The sequence below is a fragment of the Sporomusa sp. KB1 genome (assembly GCF_007830295.1).
In the GTDB taxonomy this organism is placed as follows: Bacteria; Bacillota; Negativicutes; order Sporomusales; family Sporomusaceae; genus Sporomusa.
Genome location: NZ_VLKC01000002.1, coordinates 854,042 through 869,576, shown reverse-complemented (window position 1 = coordinate 869,576; position 15,535 = coordinate 854,042). Strand labels below are relative to the sequence as shown.

The 15,535-nt window shown below is 41.4% G+C and carries 16 protein-coding genes; 14 read left to right on the top strand and 2 right to left on the bottom strand.

Going from position 1 to position 15,535, the window contains the following annotated elements; genetic code table 11:
• Positions 1-31: 31 nt before the first annotated feature.
• Positions 32-601: an acyloxyacyl hydrolase gene (locus SALPA_RS07825; RefSeq protein WP_145091960.1), complete on the bottom strand. Its 570-nt coding sequence runs from the start codon at positions 599-601 to the stop codon at positions 32-34.
• Positions 602-946: 345 nt separating this feature from the next.
• Here SALPA_RS07825 and SALPA_RS07820 point away from each other — a divergent pair, with 345 nt between their 5' ends.
• Positions 947-1,861: a Na/Pi cotransporter family protein gene (locus tag SALPA_RS07820; RefSeq protein WP_145091958.1), complete on the top strand. Its 915-nt coding sequence runs from the start codon at positions 947-949 to the stop codon at positions 1,859-1,861.
• 222 nt (positions 1,862-2,083) lie between these two features.
• A complete protein-coding gene (locus tag SALPA_RS07815; RefSeq protein WP_145091955.1) occupies positions 2,084-2,680 on the top strand; it encodes an ECF transporter S component in 597 nt (198 codons plus the stop codon).
• A 98-nt stretch (positions 2,681-2,778) separates the two neighbouring features.
• On the opposite strand, the gene lepB is transcribed toward SALPA_RS07815, so the two are convergent.
• Complete coding sequence (lepB, locus tag SALPA_RS07810) at positions 2,779-3,342, bottom strand: signal peptidase I (protein ID WP_145091952.1); 564 nt, start codon at positions 3,340-3,342, stop codon at positions 2,779-2,781.
• A gap of 176 nt (positions 3,343-3,518) precedes the next feature.
• Between lepB and SALPA_RS07805 the strand changes: the two genes are divergently transcribed.
• The 12 genes from SALPA_RS07805 to SALPA_RS28855 all read left to right on the top strand — a co-directional run bounded on the left by SALPA_RS07805 (position 3,519) and on the right by SALPA_RS28855 (position 15,535).
• On the top strand, positions 3,519-4,370 hold the full coding sequence (locus tag SALPA_RS07805; RefSeq protein ID WP_145091949.1) for a YitT family protein: 852 nt from the start codon (positions 3,519-3,521) through the stop codon (positions 4,368-4,370).
• 329 nt (positions 4,371-4,699) lie between these two features.
• Complete coding sequence (locus SALPA_RS07800; protein WP_145091946.1) at positions 4,700-5,590, top strand: PhzF family phenazine biosynthesis protein; 891 nt, start codon at positions 4,700-4,702, stop codon at positions 5,588-5,590.
• Positions 5,587-6,288, top strand: coding sequence for an aspartate/glutamate racemase family protein (locus SALPA_RS07795; protein ID WP_145091943.1), 702 nt, complete (start codon positions 5,587-5,589; stop codon positions 6,286-6,288). The genes SALPA_RS07800 and SALPA_RS07795 overlap by 4 nt, the downstream gene beginning before the upstream one ends.
• 287 nt (positions 6,289-6,575) lie before the next feature.
• Positions 6,576-7,538 carry an arsenosugar biosynthesis radical SAM (seleno)protein ArsS gene (gene arsS, locus SALPA_RS07790; RefSeq protein WP_145091940.1) on the top strand — a complete coding sequence of 321 codons (963 nt, stop codon included), beginning with the start codon at positions 6,576-6,578 and terminating at the stop codon, positions 7,536-7,538.
• Positions 7,539-7,618: 80 nt separating this feature from the next.
• Positions 7,619-8,599 (top strand): aliphatic sulfonate ABC transporter substrate-binding protein, encoded by a 981-nt coding sequence (locus SALPA_RS07785; protein ID WP_145091937.1) that lies wholly within the window; start codon positions 7,619-7,621, stop codon positions 8,597-8,599.
• A gap of 66 nt (positions 8,600-8,665) precedes the next feature.
• Positions 8,666-9,475, top strand: coding sequence for an ABC transporter permease (locus SALPA_RS07780; RefSeq protein WP_222427905.1), 810 nt, complete (start codon positions 8,666-8,668; stop codon positions 9,473-9,475).
• Positions 9,472-10,227, top strand: a complete 756-nt coding sequence (locus SALPA_RS07775; RefSeq protein ID WP_145091934.1) for an ABC transporter ATP-binding protein — start codon at positions 9,472-9,474, stop codon at positions 10,225-10,227. The genes SALPA_RS07780 and SALPA_RS07775 overlap by 4 nt, the downstream gene beginning before the upstream one ends.
• Before the next feature lie 314 nt (positions 10,228-10,541).
• Positions 10,542-10,790 carry a hypothetical protein gene (locus SALPA_RS07770; protein ID WP_145091931.1) on the top strand — a complete coding sequence of 83 codons (249 nt, stop codon included), beginning with the start codon at positions 10,542-10,544 and terminating at the stop codon, positions 10,788-10,790.
• 735 nt (positions 10,791-11,525) lie between these two features.
• Positions 11,526-11,714, top strand: coding sequence for a hypothetical protein (locus SALPA_RS07760; RefSeq protein WP_145091926.1), 189 nt, complete (start codon positions 11,526-11,528; stop codon positions 11,712-11,714).
• A 362-nt stretch (positions 11,715-12,076) separates the two neighbouring features.
• The gene (locus tag SALPA_RS07755; RefSeq protein WP_222427904.1) at positions 12,077-14,164 is read left to right on the top strand and encodes a sigma-54-dependent Fis family transcriptional regulator; all 2,088 of its coding nucleotides are present in this window, start codon (positions 12,077-12,079) and stop codon (positions 14,162-14,164) included.
• Between the two features lie 357 nt (positions 14,165-14,521).
• Complete coding sequence (locus SALPA_RS28860) at positions 14,522-14,659, top strand: hypothetical protein (protein WP_186450967.1); 138 nt, start codon at positions 14,522-14,524, stop codon at positions 14,657-14,659.
• A gap of 576 nt (positions 14,660-15,235) precedes the next feature.
• On the top strand, positions 15,236-15,535 hold the full coding sequence (locus SALPA_RS28855) for a hypothetical protein (protein WP_186451313.1): 300 nt from the start codon (positions 15,236-15,238) through the stop codon (positions 15,533-15,535).

Sequence of the window (15,535 nt, the reverse complement as noted above, 5' to 3'; positions counted from 1 at the left end):
GGATAGCTGATTGACTAGAATTATTACCGATTTAGAAATTTGTCACAAAGCCAAATGAAAATCCGTGGGCATCATACCCGGGATTATGAGTTGTAAAACCATTAGAAACATGCATGAACATATACCCCACATTAATTGATGAGTTTTCGTTAAATTTGTAAATGAATTGAGGCCCGATCCGCCACATAAAATCATAATGTCTTCCCCCGGCCGGGAACACATTATCATATAGCATAATTCCGCCGCTTATATCGACTGCTGCCGATAGTTTGCCAGAGCGGTATTTTTCATTGCGAATCATGTAAGTAGGCCCAATGCCGACTGCAGAACTTTCTCGAGAGTGAGTCTCTCCCTCAAGAATAACGCTTCCGTGTGGTCGGGTGATTGTAATCCCTCTATATACAGACCTATTTTTTGTTTCAGAAATTTTTTCAAGTATATGTAGTGATACTGTATCAACATCACGTTTATCTCTATTATTTGGAATTAAATAATCCCACTCCACTTCAGTCTTAGAAGCGGCCGCATAGCAATCGGACGTTCCTGGCACGGAGGCCAGCAAAAAACTAATGACCATTACTAAACCAATTAATCTACGCATAATACGACACCCCTTGTTTGAGTTTCAATACCGCTAATTATATGCCCTTATACAAAAATAACCATAGTTTCCTTTTCAGAGCAAAACATTATTTATATTCTATATTCTCAATTATTTTCCTGTTAAATATCCAGTATATAAAAGATTTTTTACTTGTCACTATTGGGGGACGAGAGGAACTGTCTTGAGATTAAGGCGATACCCTCGTCCCCTTGTCCGCCTTTTGAACCTGCCCGCGGGAGCAGGCACAATCGTAAAATTATCGCGTGAAAAGAATAGACGGCAAACATACAGAAACACCCTCCAACATATGGTAAAAGAAAGTATATGTTGGAGGGTGCGCATATGTTGGCGGTTTTTTTGGGTATAGGTATGCTGTTAGGCGGCATCTTTGTCATGCGGTATGGGTTGAAAAAGGCGCTGTGGCATCGGTTGTACATAGCTTTAGAGAAGCTAACGAAAACGCCTTGGCGTGGTTTGCTATTAGGCACAGTGACTGCCGCTGCATTTCAGAGCAGTACAACGGTTTGTCTAATCACAATTGGCTTGGTAAGTGCTGATTATATGTCTTTTCGGCAGGCATTAGGCATTATCCTGGGAGCAAATATTGGTACCTGTTCTACTCTGGGACTGGTTAACTTGACACTTCCGTCAAATTATATTTGGGTTTTGATGCTATTTTGCTTTGTATTGGGTATATTTAGGAGAATGCGCTATGTAAGTTTTGCCTGTATAGGATTGCTAAGTATGTTTGCCGGAATTGAACTGCTAGTGCAGGGGATTGCAAGTATCTCAGAGTTGGAACAGGTAACAGAGTACCTTATCCTTGCTAAAACGCAGCCGTTTTATGGTATATTGGGCGGTTTGATTGTAACAATAGTATTCCAATCAAGCAGTGCGGCTACTGCTTTACTAATGGTGCTTGCTGATCGGGGAGTAGTAGATATAACTACAGCCGTGTATATTGTTTATGGCAATAATATCGGTTCCTGTGTATCATCTGTTGTTTTCAGTGCGGTAGCGCCGCTGGCGGCCAGGCGGGTGGCCCTATCTCACATTCTGCTGAATGTCTTGGGGGTTGTTAGTTTTCTGCCCATAACTCAGTTTTTTATTATTGTCGCAGAGTGGATTACAATAGATTTCAGCGGCCAGGTGGCAGCTATCCATATATTGTTTAATCTGTTATCTTCGATAGCAGGATTGTTGCTGTTTGATCAATTCACCAAACTGGTTTTTTTTCTCATTCCCAAGTCTAAGTGATAAGGTACATAAGGGGATCTGTTTCTTTACTGGTTGTGTTCTTAAAAAGGATTTTGTAAAAAAAATATACAAATTTTATTATAAATGTGGTAACATGTTAAACGGAGTATGACAAGCTGCCTTTACTAGCTGGTATTTAATGGAAACCAGACTGACGGCTTGGTACGCTCTGGAGAAATCGACTTATATCCCACAAGGGAATAAGAACGGAGGTAATGAATTATGGAAAAATTGGTGTCGCTGCGAGGAACAGGTAGATTTGGGGTGCGGCAGATTGCGATTATTGGTATGTTGTCAGCCATATCTATCATTCTGGGGCTTTCGGGCTTTGGATTTATTCCACTGCCTACGGCTAAAGCAACTATTATGCAGATTCCGGTTATTATTGGCGCTATTTTGGAAGGTCCGGTTGTTGGAGCCATGATTGGCCTGATTTTTGGTCTATTTAGCATTATTCAAAGCTTAACTGCCCCTAATATTCTTTCTTTTGCTTTTATCAATCCCCTGGTATCGGTGCTGCCTCGCGTGTTTATTGGTATTACTGCATACTATGCTTATAAGTGGACACGGAGCAAACACGAGGGAGTTCGCATTGGTGTAAGTGCGGTTGTTGGTTCGCTCACCAATACGTTTGGTGTACTGACCATGATTTATGTCTTATATGCCGCCCAATTCGCTGCGGCGCGAGGAATTGATCTGGATGCAGCCATTCAAGTCATTTATGGTATTGCGTTAATTAACGGTATTCCGGAAGCCATTATTGCTGCCGCTATTAGTATTCCTGTTGTGGGGGCCATTAAGAAACGGTATAGAAACTAAAACATAAAAGCCTGAGGCTCAGAATAAAATAATACCCTATAGAGTGACAAGGTAAAGTCTACTCTATAGGGTATTTTGATTTGTAATCTGTCTTATAACTATAACACTAGTACTACTTTTCCCAGTACATGACTGACAGGAACAGGCCCGATATAACGACTGTCGCTGGAGTTGTTGCGGTTGTCGCCTAGCACGTATACCTGGTTTGACGGTACAGTAACTTTCTTAGGAGCGGCAGCACGCATGGTTTCTTTGATATATGGTTCATCAAGCACACTACCATTGCGGTATACTTGACCATCCTTAATCTCAATGGTATCGCCAGGCTTGCCGATAATCCGCTTAATCCAGATATGAGTATCAACCTCTGCCAGCTTGACAACGCTAAGGTATGTGGAGACCGGGTCGGCAAGATCATCTTTTACACCACGGTCACGAAATACGCGGCTATCAATAATGACGATGTCACCATAGTCTGGTGTGCCGACAAAGGTATGGGATAACTTAGATACAAAAACATAATCATTGTTGTGAAGGTTTGGTTCCATGGAACTGCCTACAACCCGGGTGGGTTGAAATACGAAAGCATTAATCACAATCGCCATTGCCAGAGCTATGGCCAGGCTGTATGTCCAGTCAGCAATTTCTTTAAGTAGTTTCATTCTTAAATTCCCCCTAATATTAAAATTCTACCAGATTGAACGGGCAGTAGCAAGAAATATTGATAGTTAGCTTGAAATAATCAAACGATAGTACCAGATATATTATTGGAGGATATTCACCGCATTTGAATAGTGTGGTAAAATTTGAATAAGTAATGAAGAGTAATGGAGGATATATGAAAAATAAGATTAAGCAATATGTATGGGTAGCCATTGGGTGTTTACTCAGTAGTCTTGCCATTAATGCTTTTTTGGTGCCACACCATCTTTTAAGCGGCGGGGTTTCAGGTTTGGCTATTATTTTTTATTTTCTTTTTGGTTTTCCAATTGGGGTGCAAATTCTGTTGATGAATATTCCACTATTATATGCTGGCTACCGGCTTTTAGGCAGAGAGTACACAATTGGTACCATCTATGGAACGATCCTCTTTTCTTTGGCAGTGGATGCCACGATGTTTGTTTCACAATTCAACCTAATTGATGATCCTATCATTTCGGCTGTTACTGGTGGTGTTCTCTCAGGTATTGGCAGTGGTCTAATTTTTCGCGTGAACGGCAGCGCAGGTGGTTTAGATATTGTTGCTGCAATTGTAAAAAAGTACTATTCGCTTAACTTTGGGGCCGTGGGTTTTGGAATTAACTGTTTAATCATGGGTGTGGCAGCCATGCTGTTTGGACTTAAGCTGGCGATGCTGACATTGATTTCTATGTTTATTAGTGCTAACCTTACTGATAAAGTGGTAGAAGGTTTTAATCGCAAAAAAACTGTTTTTATCGTTTCCTATAATACAGATGCTATTATTGATGTCATCTTAAAAGAGGTAGGGCGGGGTGTTACCATTCTGCATGGACAAGGCGCATTTACCCGCCAGACTAAGCAAGTATTGTTTGTTGTTGTCAGTCTAACCCAAATTGCTAAGATTAAACAACTGGTTAATGAGGTTGATCCCCATGCCTTTATGATTGTGCAGGATGCTGCTGAAGTTATGGGTCACGGTTTCACCCTACCGGGAAGTAGGCAAATGTAGCTGGTAAGCGAGACTATCTCACAGTGCCCAATTTACTAATAGTAAATTGGGCACTGTTTTTTAGCTAGTATTTCACCACCTGCCTGTAAAAAACGTTAACGCGTTGTAAGGCTTAGGGCAAGCTGTAATTACTATAAGATTGGATGGCTGTAAAATATTCCAATTGGTAGTTTATTTTTGTGATTAGTCTGTTAAAATGATAACTGGATGGTACCAATCTAATTATTTCCAGGAAGAGTGATCGGATGCGCATTTCAATCAATCGTCATGCGGATACCCCTTTAAAACCGCTGGTTTAATTAGTCGTAAAATGTCAGGAGGCGAATGTAATGGGTACTGTAAACGTTAAGCAAGTAGATGCCTTTACTACCGAACTGTTTGGTGGCAATCCCGCTGGCGTAGTGACTGAGGCCAATGGTTTGTCTGATGAGGTTAAACAGAGGATTGCCCGGGAAATGAACCTTTCGGAAACAGCTTTTGTCTCACACTCCAATGTAGCTGACTTTAAAGTGCAGTTTTTTACGCCAAATGTGGAAGTTGCTTTATGTGGTCATGCAACCATTGCCACGTTTGCCACATTATATGAAGAGGGGAAACTGGATCAGGCCAAAAGCGTATTTTATCAGGAAACCAAAGCCGGGGTTTTACCAGTAGAGGTAATCAAAACAGACAGTCAGGTGATGTTTATGATGACACAGGCTGTCCCTCAATTTACTGAGGTAGAGCTTACCCGGGCGGAAATTGCTGCAGGGTTAGGGCTTACGGTCGAGGATCTACTAGAAACACAGCCAATGAAAGTATCAACAGGTCTGTGGTGGTTGGTAGTAGGCATTAAAAGTCTTGCTAAGTTAAGCAATGCTCACTTGGATTTTTCTGCTATTGCCGCTATGAGCAAAAAGTGCGGCGTGGAGGGCTTTGTGCCATTTTGCCTTGAGACCGTTCAGCCTGACTGCAGCTTTCATTCACGCGCTTTCTGTCCCTTAGATGGAATTAATGAAGACCCGGTATGTGGGACGGGGAATGGTTCGGCGGCCGCTTATATTGCTGCCCATAATCTAATTGTAATTAGCGGCGAAACTGCCTTGACCGGTGAAGCCGGTCTGGAAGTGGGGCGTCCAGGGCGAGTAAATATTATAGTTAGCATACAGTCCGGGCAAGTCAGGACAATTAAGGTTGGTGGTGCGGCTATTCGCATAATGGAAGGGGCTATGCAATTTTGAAGACAATTGGTCTTATCGGCGGTCTAAGCTGGGAATCTTCAGTAGAATATTACCGTCTTATTAATGAAGGTGTGAAGCAAAAACTAGGCGGGCTACATTCAGCCCAGTGTTTGATGGTTTCGGTTGATTTTGGACCTATTGAGGAACTGATGCGGCGAGGTAATTGGCAACAGGTAAACAAGATACTGGTTGATGCAGCTCTTCATTTAAAACAGGGCGGGGCAGATTTTATCATTATTTGTTCTAATACAATACATAAATGTGCGGACAGCATTATTGAGCAGACTGGTATGCCTGTGCTTCATATTGCTGATGCGGCAGCGCAAAAAATTAAAGAACAAAAGATCAAAAAGGTCGCGCTGTTAGGAACACGATTTGTTATGGAAGGGGATTTTTACCGGCAGCGTCTTAAAGAAAATCATGGTATTGAAGTTATGATTCCTGCAGAAAAAGAACGGGAAATCATCAATGCGATTATTTTTCAGGAACTATGTATGGGTGTTTTTAAAAAAAATTCAAAGGAGCAATTGCAAAAAATCATCAACAAACTGTTACAGCTGGGAGCAGAGGGAATTGTTCTGGGTTGTACTGAAATCCCACTGTTGATCAAACAGGCTGCTGTAGCTGCGCCGGTATTTGATACAACAACGCTTCACGCGGCAATGGCTGTTGAGTATTCATTGAAGGACAATAATTGATAACATCATTTGCATAAATCTTTTTGTTCATAAAAGCGTATCGGTTGCAGAATAATAATAATTTGCAACCGATACGCTTTTATTATATAATAATATTGTAAGGTAAAAAAATGGACATCCTTTTGAAAGAGGTTTCAGCAGGCAACAGAAACCAAATAGGGATTAGATAATAATAAAGAAAGCTATTAATTGCAAATTAATTTTAACTTGCAATTAATAGCTTTCTTATTATATAATGTTATATAAGATGAAGAATAGGGGAGATAACTTCGAAAAGAGGGATTTAGATGGTAAATTTTAAAAGGTGTGTTACTAACTCTGGTAAATTATTGATAAAGGATAAAATTCAGTGTTTGCAAATGAACATGGGCTATGCTTGTAATTTAAAATGTAGTCACTGTCATGTAGAAGCAGGACCTGATCGCCAGGAGAAGATGAGCCTGGCAGTTATTGAAGACTGTTTGCGCTTTGTCGAAGCTGCAGGTGTAAAAGTAATAGATATTACAGGTGGGGCTCCTGAGATGAACCCCCATTTGCGCGACTTAATTCGGGGGCTAAAGCAGTTAAGCTCGGTGGAAAGCATTTTACTGCGAAGTAATCTGGCTATTTTGGATCAAGCCGAATATGCTGATTTGCCAAATTTTTTTATGGAAAACAATGTGGAAATCATTTCTTCAATGCCGTGTTATTTGGAAAGCAACGTGGACTTTCAGCGTGGTAAGGGTGTTTATAACAGGAATATTAAGGTATTGCAGAAACTCAATCGTTTGGGATATGGGAGCAAAGGCCTTAAACTACATTTAGTTTATAATCCAGGCGGTAATTTCCTGCCGGGTCCTCAGCACGAATTGGAAACAGCCTACAAGGAAAGCTTAGGAGAACGCTTCGGGATTACCTTTAACAGCCTGTACACGATTACCAATGCACCGATTGGCCGGTTCCGAATCGACTTAGAAAAACAAGGTTTGCTGGACGGTTATATGAAGCTCTTGGCCGACAACTTCAATCCGGCGAATTTGGCAAAGGTGATGTGTCGAAATTTGATTAGTGTAGACTGGCAAGGAAAAGTGTATGACTGCGATTTTAACCATGTATTAAAACTGCCGATTGAAGCCAGCGATAACTACATCGGTAATATTAAGGCCAAAGATTTGGTGGGGATGCCTATCAAATTGGGGGATCACTGCTTTACCTGTGCTGCCGGTGCTGGAAGCAGCTGCCAGGGAAGCTTGGACAATAAGGCTGTATAAGTTAGCACAAAAGACTATTTACATGTTCGCAAGGAACTTCGGTAATGTTGGCTGCTACTATGTAAGGAAGAGGTGTCAGCTTGATACGCAAATGGAAATTATTTACTGTGATCTTTGTTATATTATTGTCTGTTTTGGCAGTAAGCGGCTGTACAAGTACCCCTGTAACACAGCCCAAGAAGGATATGTCTGCCTTAAAGGAGATTCGTGTCGGCATTGTACCATTGCCACATTACGCTCATATGTGGGTGGCGAAAAAGAAAGGATTTATTGATGAGGAACTGCAAAAAGTCGACTTTAAGCTGAAATGGCAGCCGTTTAGTCTGGGACCAATGGTGAGTGAAGCTTTTGCGGCTGGGCATTTGGACATAGGGGTCATGGGAGATTTCCCCGCTTTTATTGGCCGTTCTGGCGGCACGAACTACCGAATTGTGTCAATTGCTTCTGCTGCACCGAAAGCTTTGGCATTGGTTGCAAAAAAGGATTCGGCTATTACTAATGTAACTGATTTAAAAGGGAAAAAAGTCGCTACGACCAAAGGCGCATATGGACAGAAGTTATTGTCACTTCTTCTAGAGAAAAATGGTATGACGATGAATGATATTCAATTCATTCACATGTCAATGGACGATCTTGCCACAGCGTTGCTGCGTGGTGACGTCGCGGCAGGTGTTATATGGGATCCTTTAATAACCCGTATGGAAGAAGCCGGTGAAATCAAGATTGTCGCTGATGGGACAGGCATTTATGAAGCCTATGCCGTATTGATGGCAAACGGGGATATGCTTGATAAGAATCCGGAGGCGGTGGATGCTGTATTGCGGGCATTCCAGCGGGGAGATGAGTACTTAAAGCAAAACCCGGATGAATGTATCAAATTATTGATGGAAGATATAAAAATACCGGAGTCGCAGTTGACCAGGATTATCAGTAAATTCAATTATGACGGGACAATCACTGATAAATTTGTGACAGATATGAAGGATACGGAAGAGTTTATGCGTAAGAACGGCCTGATCAAAGCCCAGGTGGATGTTCAATCCTTTATTCCCAGGAAATAAGGATATATTGGAACAACCCATGGCAAAGTAGCATATGTTGAGATGCGGTAAGGGAGATATGAGATAATGGAAATGGTGCTAAAAATAGCTAAAGTATACAAGATCGGTATGATTACCGGCTGTCAGCACTGGAAACGGGTTTTGTTACCTTGTATTTTGCTCGCCGTATGGCATGGCATTACTACCAGCGGCATGGTAACACCAATTTTGCTGCCATCTCCGGCTCAGGTATTTGATGCTTTGGTTGTTATGCTAGCTAACGGGGAATTGGCCACTCATTTAGGAACAAGCATGATACGGGTGCTGGAAGGGTTTATCCTGGCTGCGCTTTTAGGAGTAGGGTTAGGCCTGGTACTGGGTATCTTTCCACTTATGTTTGAATTGCTGGATGGATTAATTCAATTGCTTAGACCTATCCCGCCGATAGCCTGGCTACCCTTATCGATTCTCTGGTTTGGTATTGAGGAAGGATCAAAAATATTTATCATCATCATCGGGGCATTTTTCCCCATCTTTATCAATGTTTTAGACGGCATACGGCAAACAGACCACAAATTTGTTGAATTATCTCAAGTGCTGGAAGTACCCAGACGCAAGTTTATTGCAAAAGTCGTTATTCCTGGTGCCCTTCCCTTCATTATTTCCGGACTTCGGATTGGTCTTGGTTATGCCTGGATGTGCGTTGTAGCTGCAGAATTGTCTGCCGGGATGAAAGGCGTCGGATATATGTTGACAGATGCCCGGGCGCTAGCTCAAACTGATAGGGTTTTGGTAGGGATGCTGGCCATTGGTGTGATTGGCAAGATCATGGACAGTATGCTTCGTGCTATGGAAAAGAGAATTATCCGCTGGAAGGAGTCATTTACCGGGGTATGAGAGATAACAATCATGTAGCTATAGCCAACTTATCCAAGACATATAAAAAACAAAATAGCGATGTATTAGCACTTAATGGAATAACTCTCAATGTGTCCCGAAATGAATTTCTATGTATTGTTGGTGCCAGCGGATGTGGTAAGAGTACTCTGCTTCGTATCCTTAGCGGGCTTGACAGGGAGTATAATGGGGCGGTTCGTGTTGGGGGAACAAAAATCAGCGGTCCGGGTCTGGACAGGGGAATTGTCTTTCAAGAACACCGGTTATTGCCTTGGTTGACAGTGCGGGAAAATATGGAGTTTGCATTGCAAACGGGAACACAGGCAGAAAAGGCCAACCTTATTGCCGGCCATCTTAAACTAGTGGGGCTTGCCGGATTTGAGAAAGCCTATCCGAATCAGTTATCGGGGGGGATGGCACAACGGGTTGCAATTGCCCGGGCTTTAGTTAACCGGCCTGACATTTTGCTTCTAGATGAGCCTTTTGGCGCATTAGATGCTCTAACCCGCCTAAAACTGCAGCAACAAATCCTTGATATATGGGAAAAAGAAAAAACTACGATGATCATGGTTACCCATGATATTGAGGAAGCCGTATTTCTGGGAGATCGAATTATTGTAATGTCAGAGCGTCCAGGAACTATTAAAAGGGAGTTTTTGGTGGAACTCCCGCGACCTAGAAATCGTTCCGAGGTGGCTTTTCAGCAGGTAAGAAAGGAGATTTACCGGGAGTTTTATGCTGATTTGGTGTAAATATATCTGAACGATCAGGGTGAGGAAAGAAATTAAAGAAAATGGTAGAGTTATAAACAAAAACTACAGCCACCGTAAGGGAGGGTAAAATTAAGTGTGTAAGTTCGCTGGAACTTATGCACTTAATTTTATCCTCCCTATTTTTCCGATTAGTGGAATTTGGTTGGGCTTGATTGATTGGTGTTAGGGGACCGACATATTTTCAAGAATCTTAAAATAGGACAAAAGGCGATAAACCGTCCTATTTTGATTCTTGACGCTGTGTCCAATTAGTGTAATACTCAAAATAGTAAGAATTAGAGGAGGGTTATAGTATGGCATTCACATTGCAAGATGCGGCGGCCGTTTGGAATAAGCTTCATCAAAACAGCGGTTCAACTTCCCCGTCGGTATTCATGGGGAACATGGCAATGGATATAGGGGATTACCAATCCAATGAAGATTTGGAAAGAAGGCTGCGTGAGCTTTTTAAGGCAGCAGAGGTAGAGTATCCGGAAAAAAGCCACGCAATGCATCTTAAAACAACACTGTTAGCTGCACTTAGCCGATTTGACACGAAATAACTGCTGTATCGCGGCTACTTCGATAATAGAAAGCTAGTAATCACTACTGGATATTACATAGAGTGTCTGAGCGCTAGTCTCAAAATAGGACAATAAATCATTGCTCTTTATTTGCTACTATGACTGCCAGGATCTAGAAGTGAAGAGGAATTAAGGAGGAAGCAGTATGTGTTGGTCTTGCAATCCATATTGTGGGGGATGTAAGCCGCCAAAGGAAAAGCCAAGAGCATGTTCTATTTGCGGTACCTATAACTTCCCCGAACGTAAGAACTGCAAAAGGTGTGGAACAGAGCTGCCTCCACTTCCAAAACGTCCAACCGTTATGTGTTTATATGTTGATGACTTATGTGCGAACCCCTGTAATAAGCATAAAAAGCCTTCTCAAGATGGTATCGTGAAGACGTGTAAATATCGTACTCCACCTCCCAATACGTCAGATAACTCAGAATGATCGTAACCTATTTTTGATAAAAGTATTGCTTAAAAAAACTATATATTCCGCAGTAAAGAAGCTTACAAGCGCCAAGCCTGTTTTAAGGATTGTTACCGCCAAGTACTCAAAGTTTCCAAAGTTCTCAAAGGTTTATTTATTAAACAATCTACCCTTCGTATCCCTTTGTGCTCTTTGTGTCTTTTGTGGTTTAACAAACCTAACAGGCGGCTGGTGTATTGACAACGCACCCCCGCCTGCAAAAACTTTAACGCGTTGTATATAGATAAAAAGGAGAAATGAATATGGAGATGGATTACCCTTCTTTTACAAATTCCGGATTTGGTACCGAAACAATTATCCTTTCGCAGGGTGAATATGTACTGCTTAATATGGTAGATAAAACTAGTTGCCCGCTGGGGAAAACGTCGGAGGAAGCAAGAGTGAAGCTTAGAAAAATCAAAATGGAACATTTAGAATATCTATTACCATGATAATACTAATAATTCCATATAGACACAGTAGAATTTTACTAAAAATCAAGAGTGGGAATTATCGGAAATTTTAAACATTTACATGTTTGTTTTGCAGGATTTTATAGAAGATTCAAGAATCATTACTTATAGATGAGTTCCGAGTCATTTTTTCCCATGGAAAAGACTGACCGAAAGGTATGAAGAGTAATTTTCATACCGCCCTATTGTGCGCAGGAAGTCTGTAAAGGCTGCCTCTTTTTTTTCAATATTTCAGGATTAAAAATCTGGCTCCAATGGCACTTATAGTTTAATAACTCTGTAGTTACATAGCATGAGTTTTAACGAAAAAATATCTGGTAAAAGTAAGGGAGGGACTGTAGGTGACTGTTGCAGTGTATACTCATAGTATCTCAAATGCACCAGCTAATTTTCTTACTATTAACAGCGAACTATTATCGCGTGAGCGTTGGCAGGCTATACTCCAATATAAACAGGTGTTTCTACAAAATGAAGCTGAGGATCCACGCCAATATTCCTATATGGATCAGGAAGTAGCTGCTTCCTGGATTAGATCACGTAATAGAGGCGTTAATCCTTATTCGGTGGTGACAGGTTCCAATTTGAGCCCGGTTGAATTATCTGAAATTTTGGATAAAAATCGTGGACTCATAGACATTACCTATTCGTTGACAAAATCTTTGCAAGAGGTCATTCTAGCCTGTGGCTATATTTTATACTTATTTGATAAAGACGGAGTGGTATTATTAAATAATGGATGTTTGGATAGTTTCGTAAAACTTCCTGAATTCGATACTCGGACAGGTTTGCTTATCAATGAAGAATCCGAGGGTACTACTGCTCATGAATTATGCCTGCGGCTTAAGCGTCCTGTTCAGTTAATTGGTCCGGAACATTATTGCATTGCATTCCAAAATAGTATTGCTTCGGCAGCTCCAATAAAAGATGCAAATGGTAGCATTCAGGCTGTAGCGGTGCTGGTAAGTCAGCCCTTGCTAAATACACCTGAGGAAGACACCATTAAAAAGATGGGGCCACATAGTTTGTGTTTGGTAACTACTCTGGCAACTACTATAGAGAATGAATTTAACCTTAAAAATAGGTACAATACTGTTAATAATGCCTTGCACGCTACGTTGGCTTGTATTGATGAGGGCATTGTAACAGTTGACCAACAAGGGAAAATTCTTCATATCAATCCGGCAGGTAGGCGTATTCTGAAGCTCAGACAGGGAGAAGTTGATGCTAGAAATATTAATGAATTCCTAGGGAGTAATTCTTGTTTAATGGATTTAGCGAAAAAGGGCGAAAATGCAACTGTTGAAGAACGCTTCGGGATGGATTTTGAGAAGGACGATTATCAGGTGAATATCCGGCCAATTCTAAACAAATACACCCAAGAGTTAGATATCGCTGTGTTAAAACTAAGTTCTTGTGAAAAGTTAGCTACTCAGAAAAGCGGCAAACCAGGCAACGTGGCTATTTACACGTTTGAGAATATCATAAGCCAGGACAAGGAATTTCAGAAGAGTATGGCTTTAGCGCGGCGCTTCGCCAGTTCACCGGAAAACATCCTCGTTATTGGGGAAAGCGGTACAGGGAAGGAACTTTATGCCCAGGCGATTCATAACGTGTATCGTCCTCAAGGACCGTTTATGGCAGTAAACTGTGCCGCTATGCCCCGGGAATTAATTGAAAGTGAACTATTTGGTTATGAAGGTGGCAGCTTTACTGGTGCGGAACGAAACGGCAGACCTGGGAAAATTGAATTAGCGCACGGGGGGACGCTGTTTCTAGACGAGATTGGTGATATGCCGCTGGAGCTTCAGGCTGTTTTGCTAAGAACGTTGGAAGATAAGCAAATTATGCGAGTTGGCGGCAGTCGTTATAAAAAAGTTGATTTTAGATTAATTGCAGCCACAAATAAGAATCTCAATAAAATGGTAAAAGAAAATCGATTCCGTGCAGATCTCTATTTTCGCTTATCTGTATTAACGATTAACATACCATCACTAAGGGATCGAGGGGTAGATATCAAAGTTCTTAGTGAGTTCTTTGTTGAGAAATATTGCCAGAAGAATGGCTGGGATATTCCGAAAATTAGTTTGGCAGCACAGAAAAAACTTGATGAATATGAATGGCCGGGCAATGTACGGCAATTGCAAAACGCGATGATTTATGCCGTCAATACTGCCCTGGGAGGCATAATCAAGCCGGAAAATTTGCCGAGCTATATTATTTTGGAAACCTGCCCGATAAAAATTGAGGATATATCTAGCAGCAATGGAAACCTGGGAGAAATGCTTTGCCTGGAGAATCTTGAAAAAGCTGCTATCGAAACGGCGCTAATGCATGCTAATAACTACGTACCTGCTGCAGCCGAGATATTGGGTATAAGCCGATCTACCTTATATCGAAAATTGAAAGACTATAATATTGAATATGGCTAATGCGATAAATTACATGTCAAACCAGAAAATACTCCTTGCATTCAAGGAGTATTTTGCTACTTCTGCCAGCCAGAGGCCCCGCGCAAGCGGTTTTTTTTATGTCCAATTAACCCCATCAGGGTTAAGAATCCTAAAATGACATTATGCTCTTAATTTTAGACTGCCTGATTTTCAGCGATTCTCCTGCACTACAGAGCAGCAGGCAATACTCTAACCATCCTAAAAAGAGATTAAGTAATGGTTACTTTTGTTAAAGTAAATATGCTATAAACCCTGAAGGTATGCGGGTTTGCAGGAATATTAACAAGCTGGCATGATTATTGCTTACTAGTTCTGACATAAAGGAGGTGAGTTTCTATGACTGAAAATAAAGAAGAAAAGGCTCCAAAGACAGAGGAGGCTGGCAAAGAAAAAGCCGTTGATAATTCTCAATTGCCACCATCAAAGCGCAAACCCGGACAGAACTACGGTTCAGCAAATTTCACAAAAAAATAATTCTGTCTAATGTGCACAGGGTCACCGGAAGCGAGTGGATAAATTGTGATCAGTTAAGTCGGAAGTGTCTTTGAGAATAGCAAAGGCAGTTTTTGTATGTTCGGTTTGGATTAACCGAAAGCGGAAGATACAATTTAATGCTTTCTTGCTATCTTAAAGAATCAGAAAGATGGCTACTTCGAATGCGGGAGGATGTAGTCGTCTTTCTGACCCAGATGGAAAGTTTAACTTTCCCTGGATTGAACGACTAAGGCTTCTGCCAGCGTCCTAAAGGACTTGGCACAAGCCAAGTCTATTCTTATCGCAATTTATCCAGCGGCAATACAATTTTTTTCAAAAAATATATGCTGTTATTTGCTGCTAACATCGAGCAATGCTATCGCTAAATGAGATCCTATTATGACATACGGGTCGCAAAAAAGGATTATCTTATACTTGGTGTTTTCCGGGGTTTGTGGACGTAAAAGCTGGAGTTTATGATTCCTAAAAAAAGAATAGTTGCGTTTTTGTCAATGGGGGAAAAACGCCGAGTAATCCAGGGAAAAAGCCGCCTTTTCGGTTGTAAGGAAAGTTGGCATGTTTATTGCACTAATACTTCTTCGGGCAGACAAGCAGCTGAACGGATATCCAGACTATAGGCAGGCTATACATCATTTTGCAAGAAAAATATCGAGCCTGGGAAGAAAGGTGCTCTGGTCTGTCAAACGCCTGAGGAGGTGTTTAGAAGCAAAACCAAATGCTTGGATTGTTCAAAGTAAAAGAGAGTTTTTGAAAGGGTTGGTGAGATCGTGGAAAAAGAATGGAAAAAAATACACGAGGACGGTAGTTATACAGTTCGAACTTGTGGTTGGTCGCCCCCGGGAGATCATCCCGTAG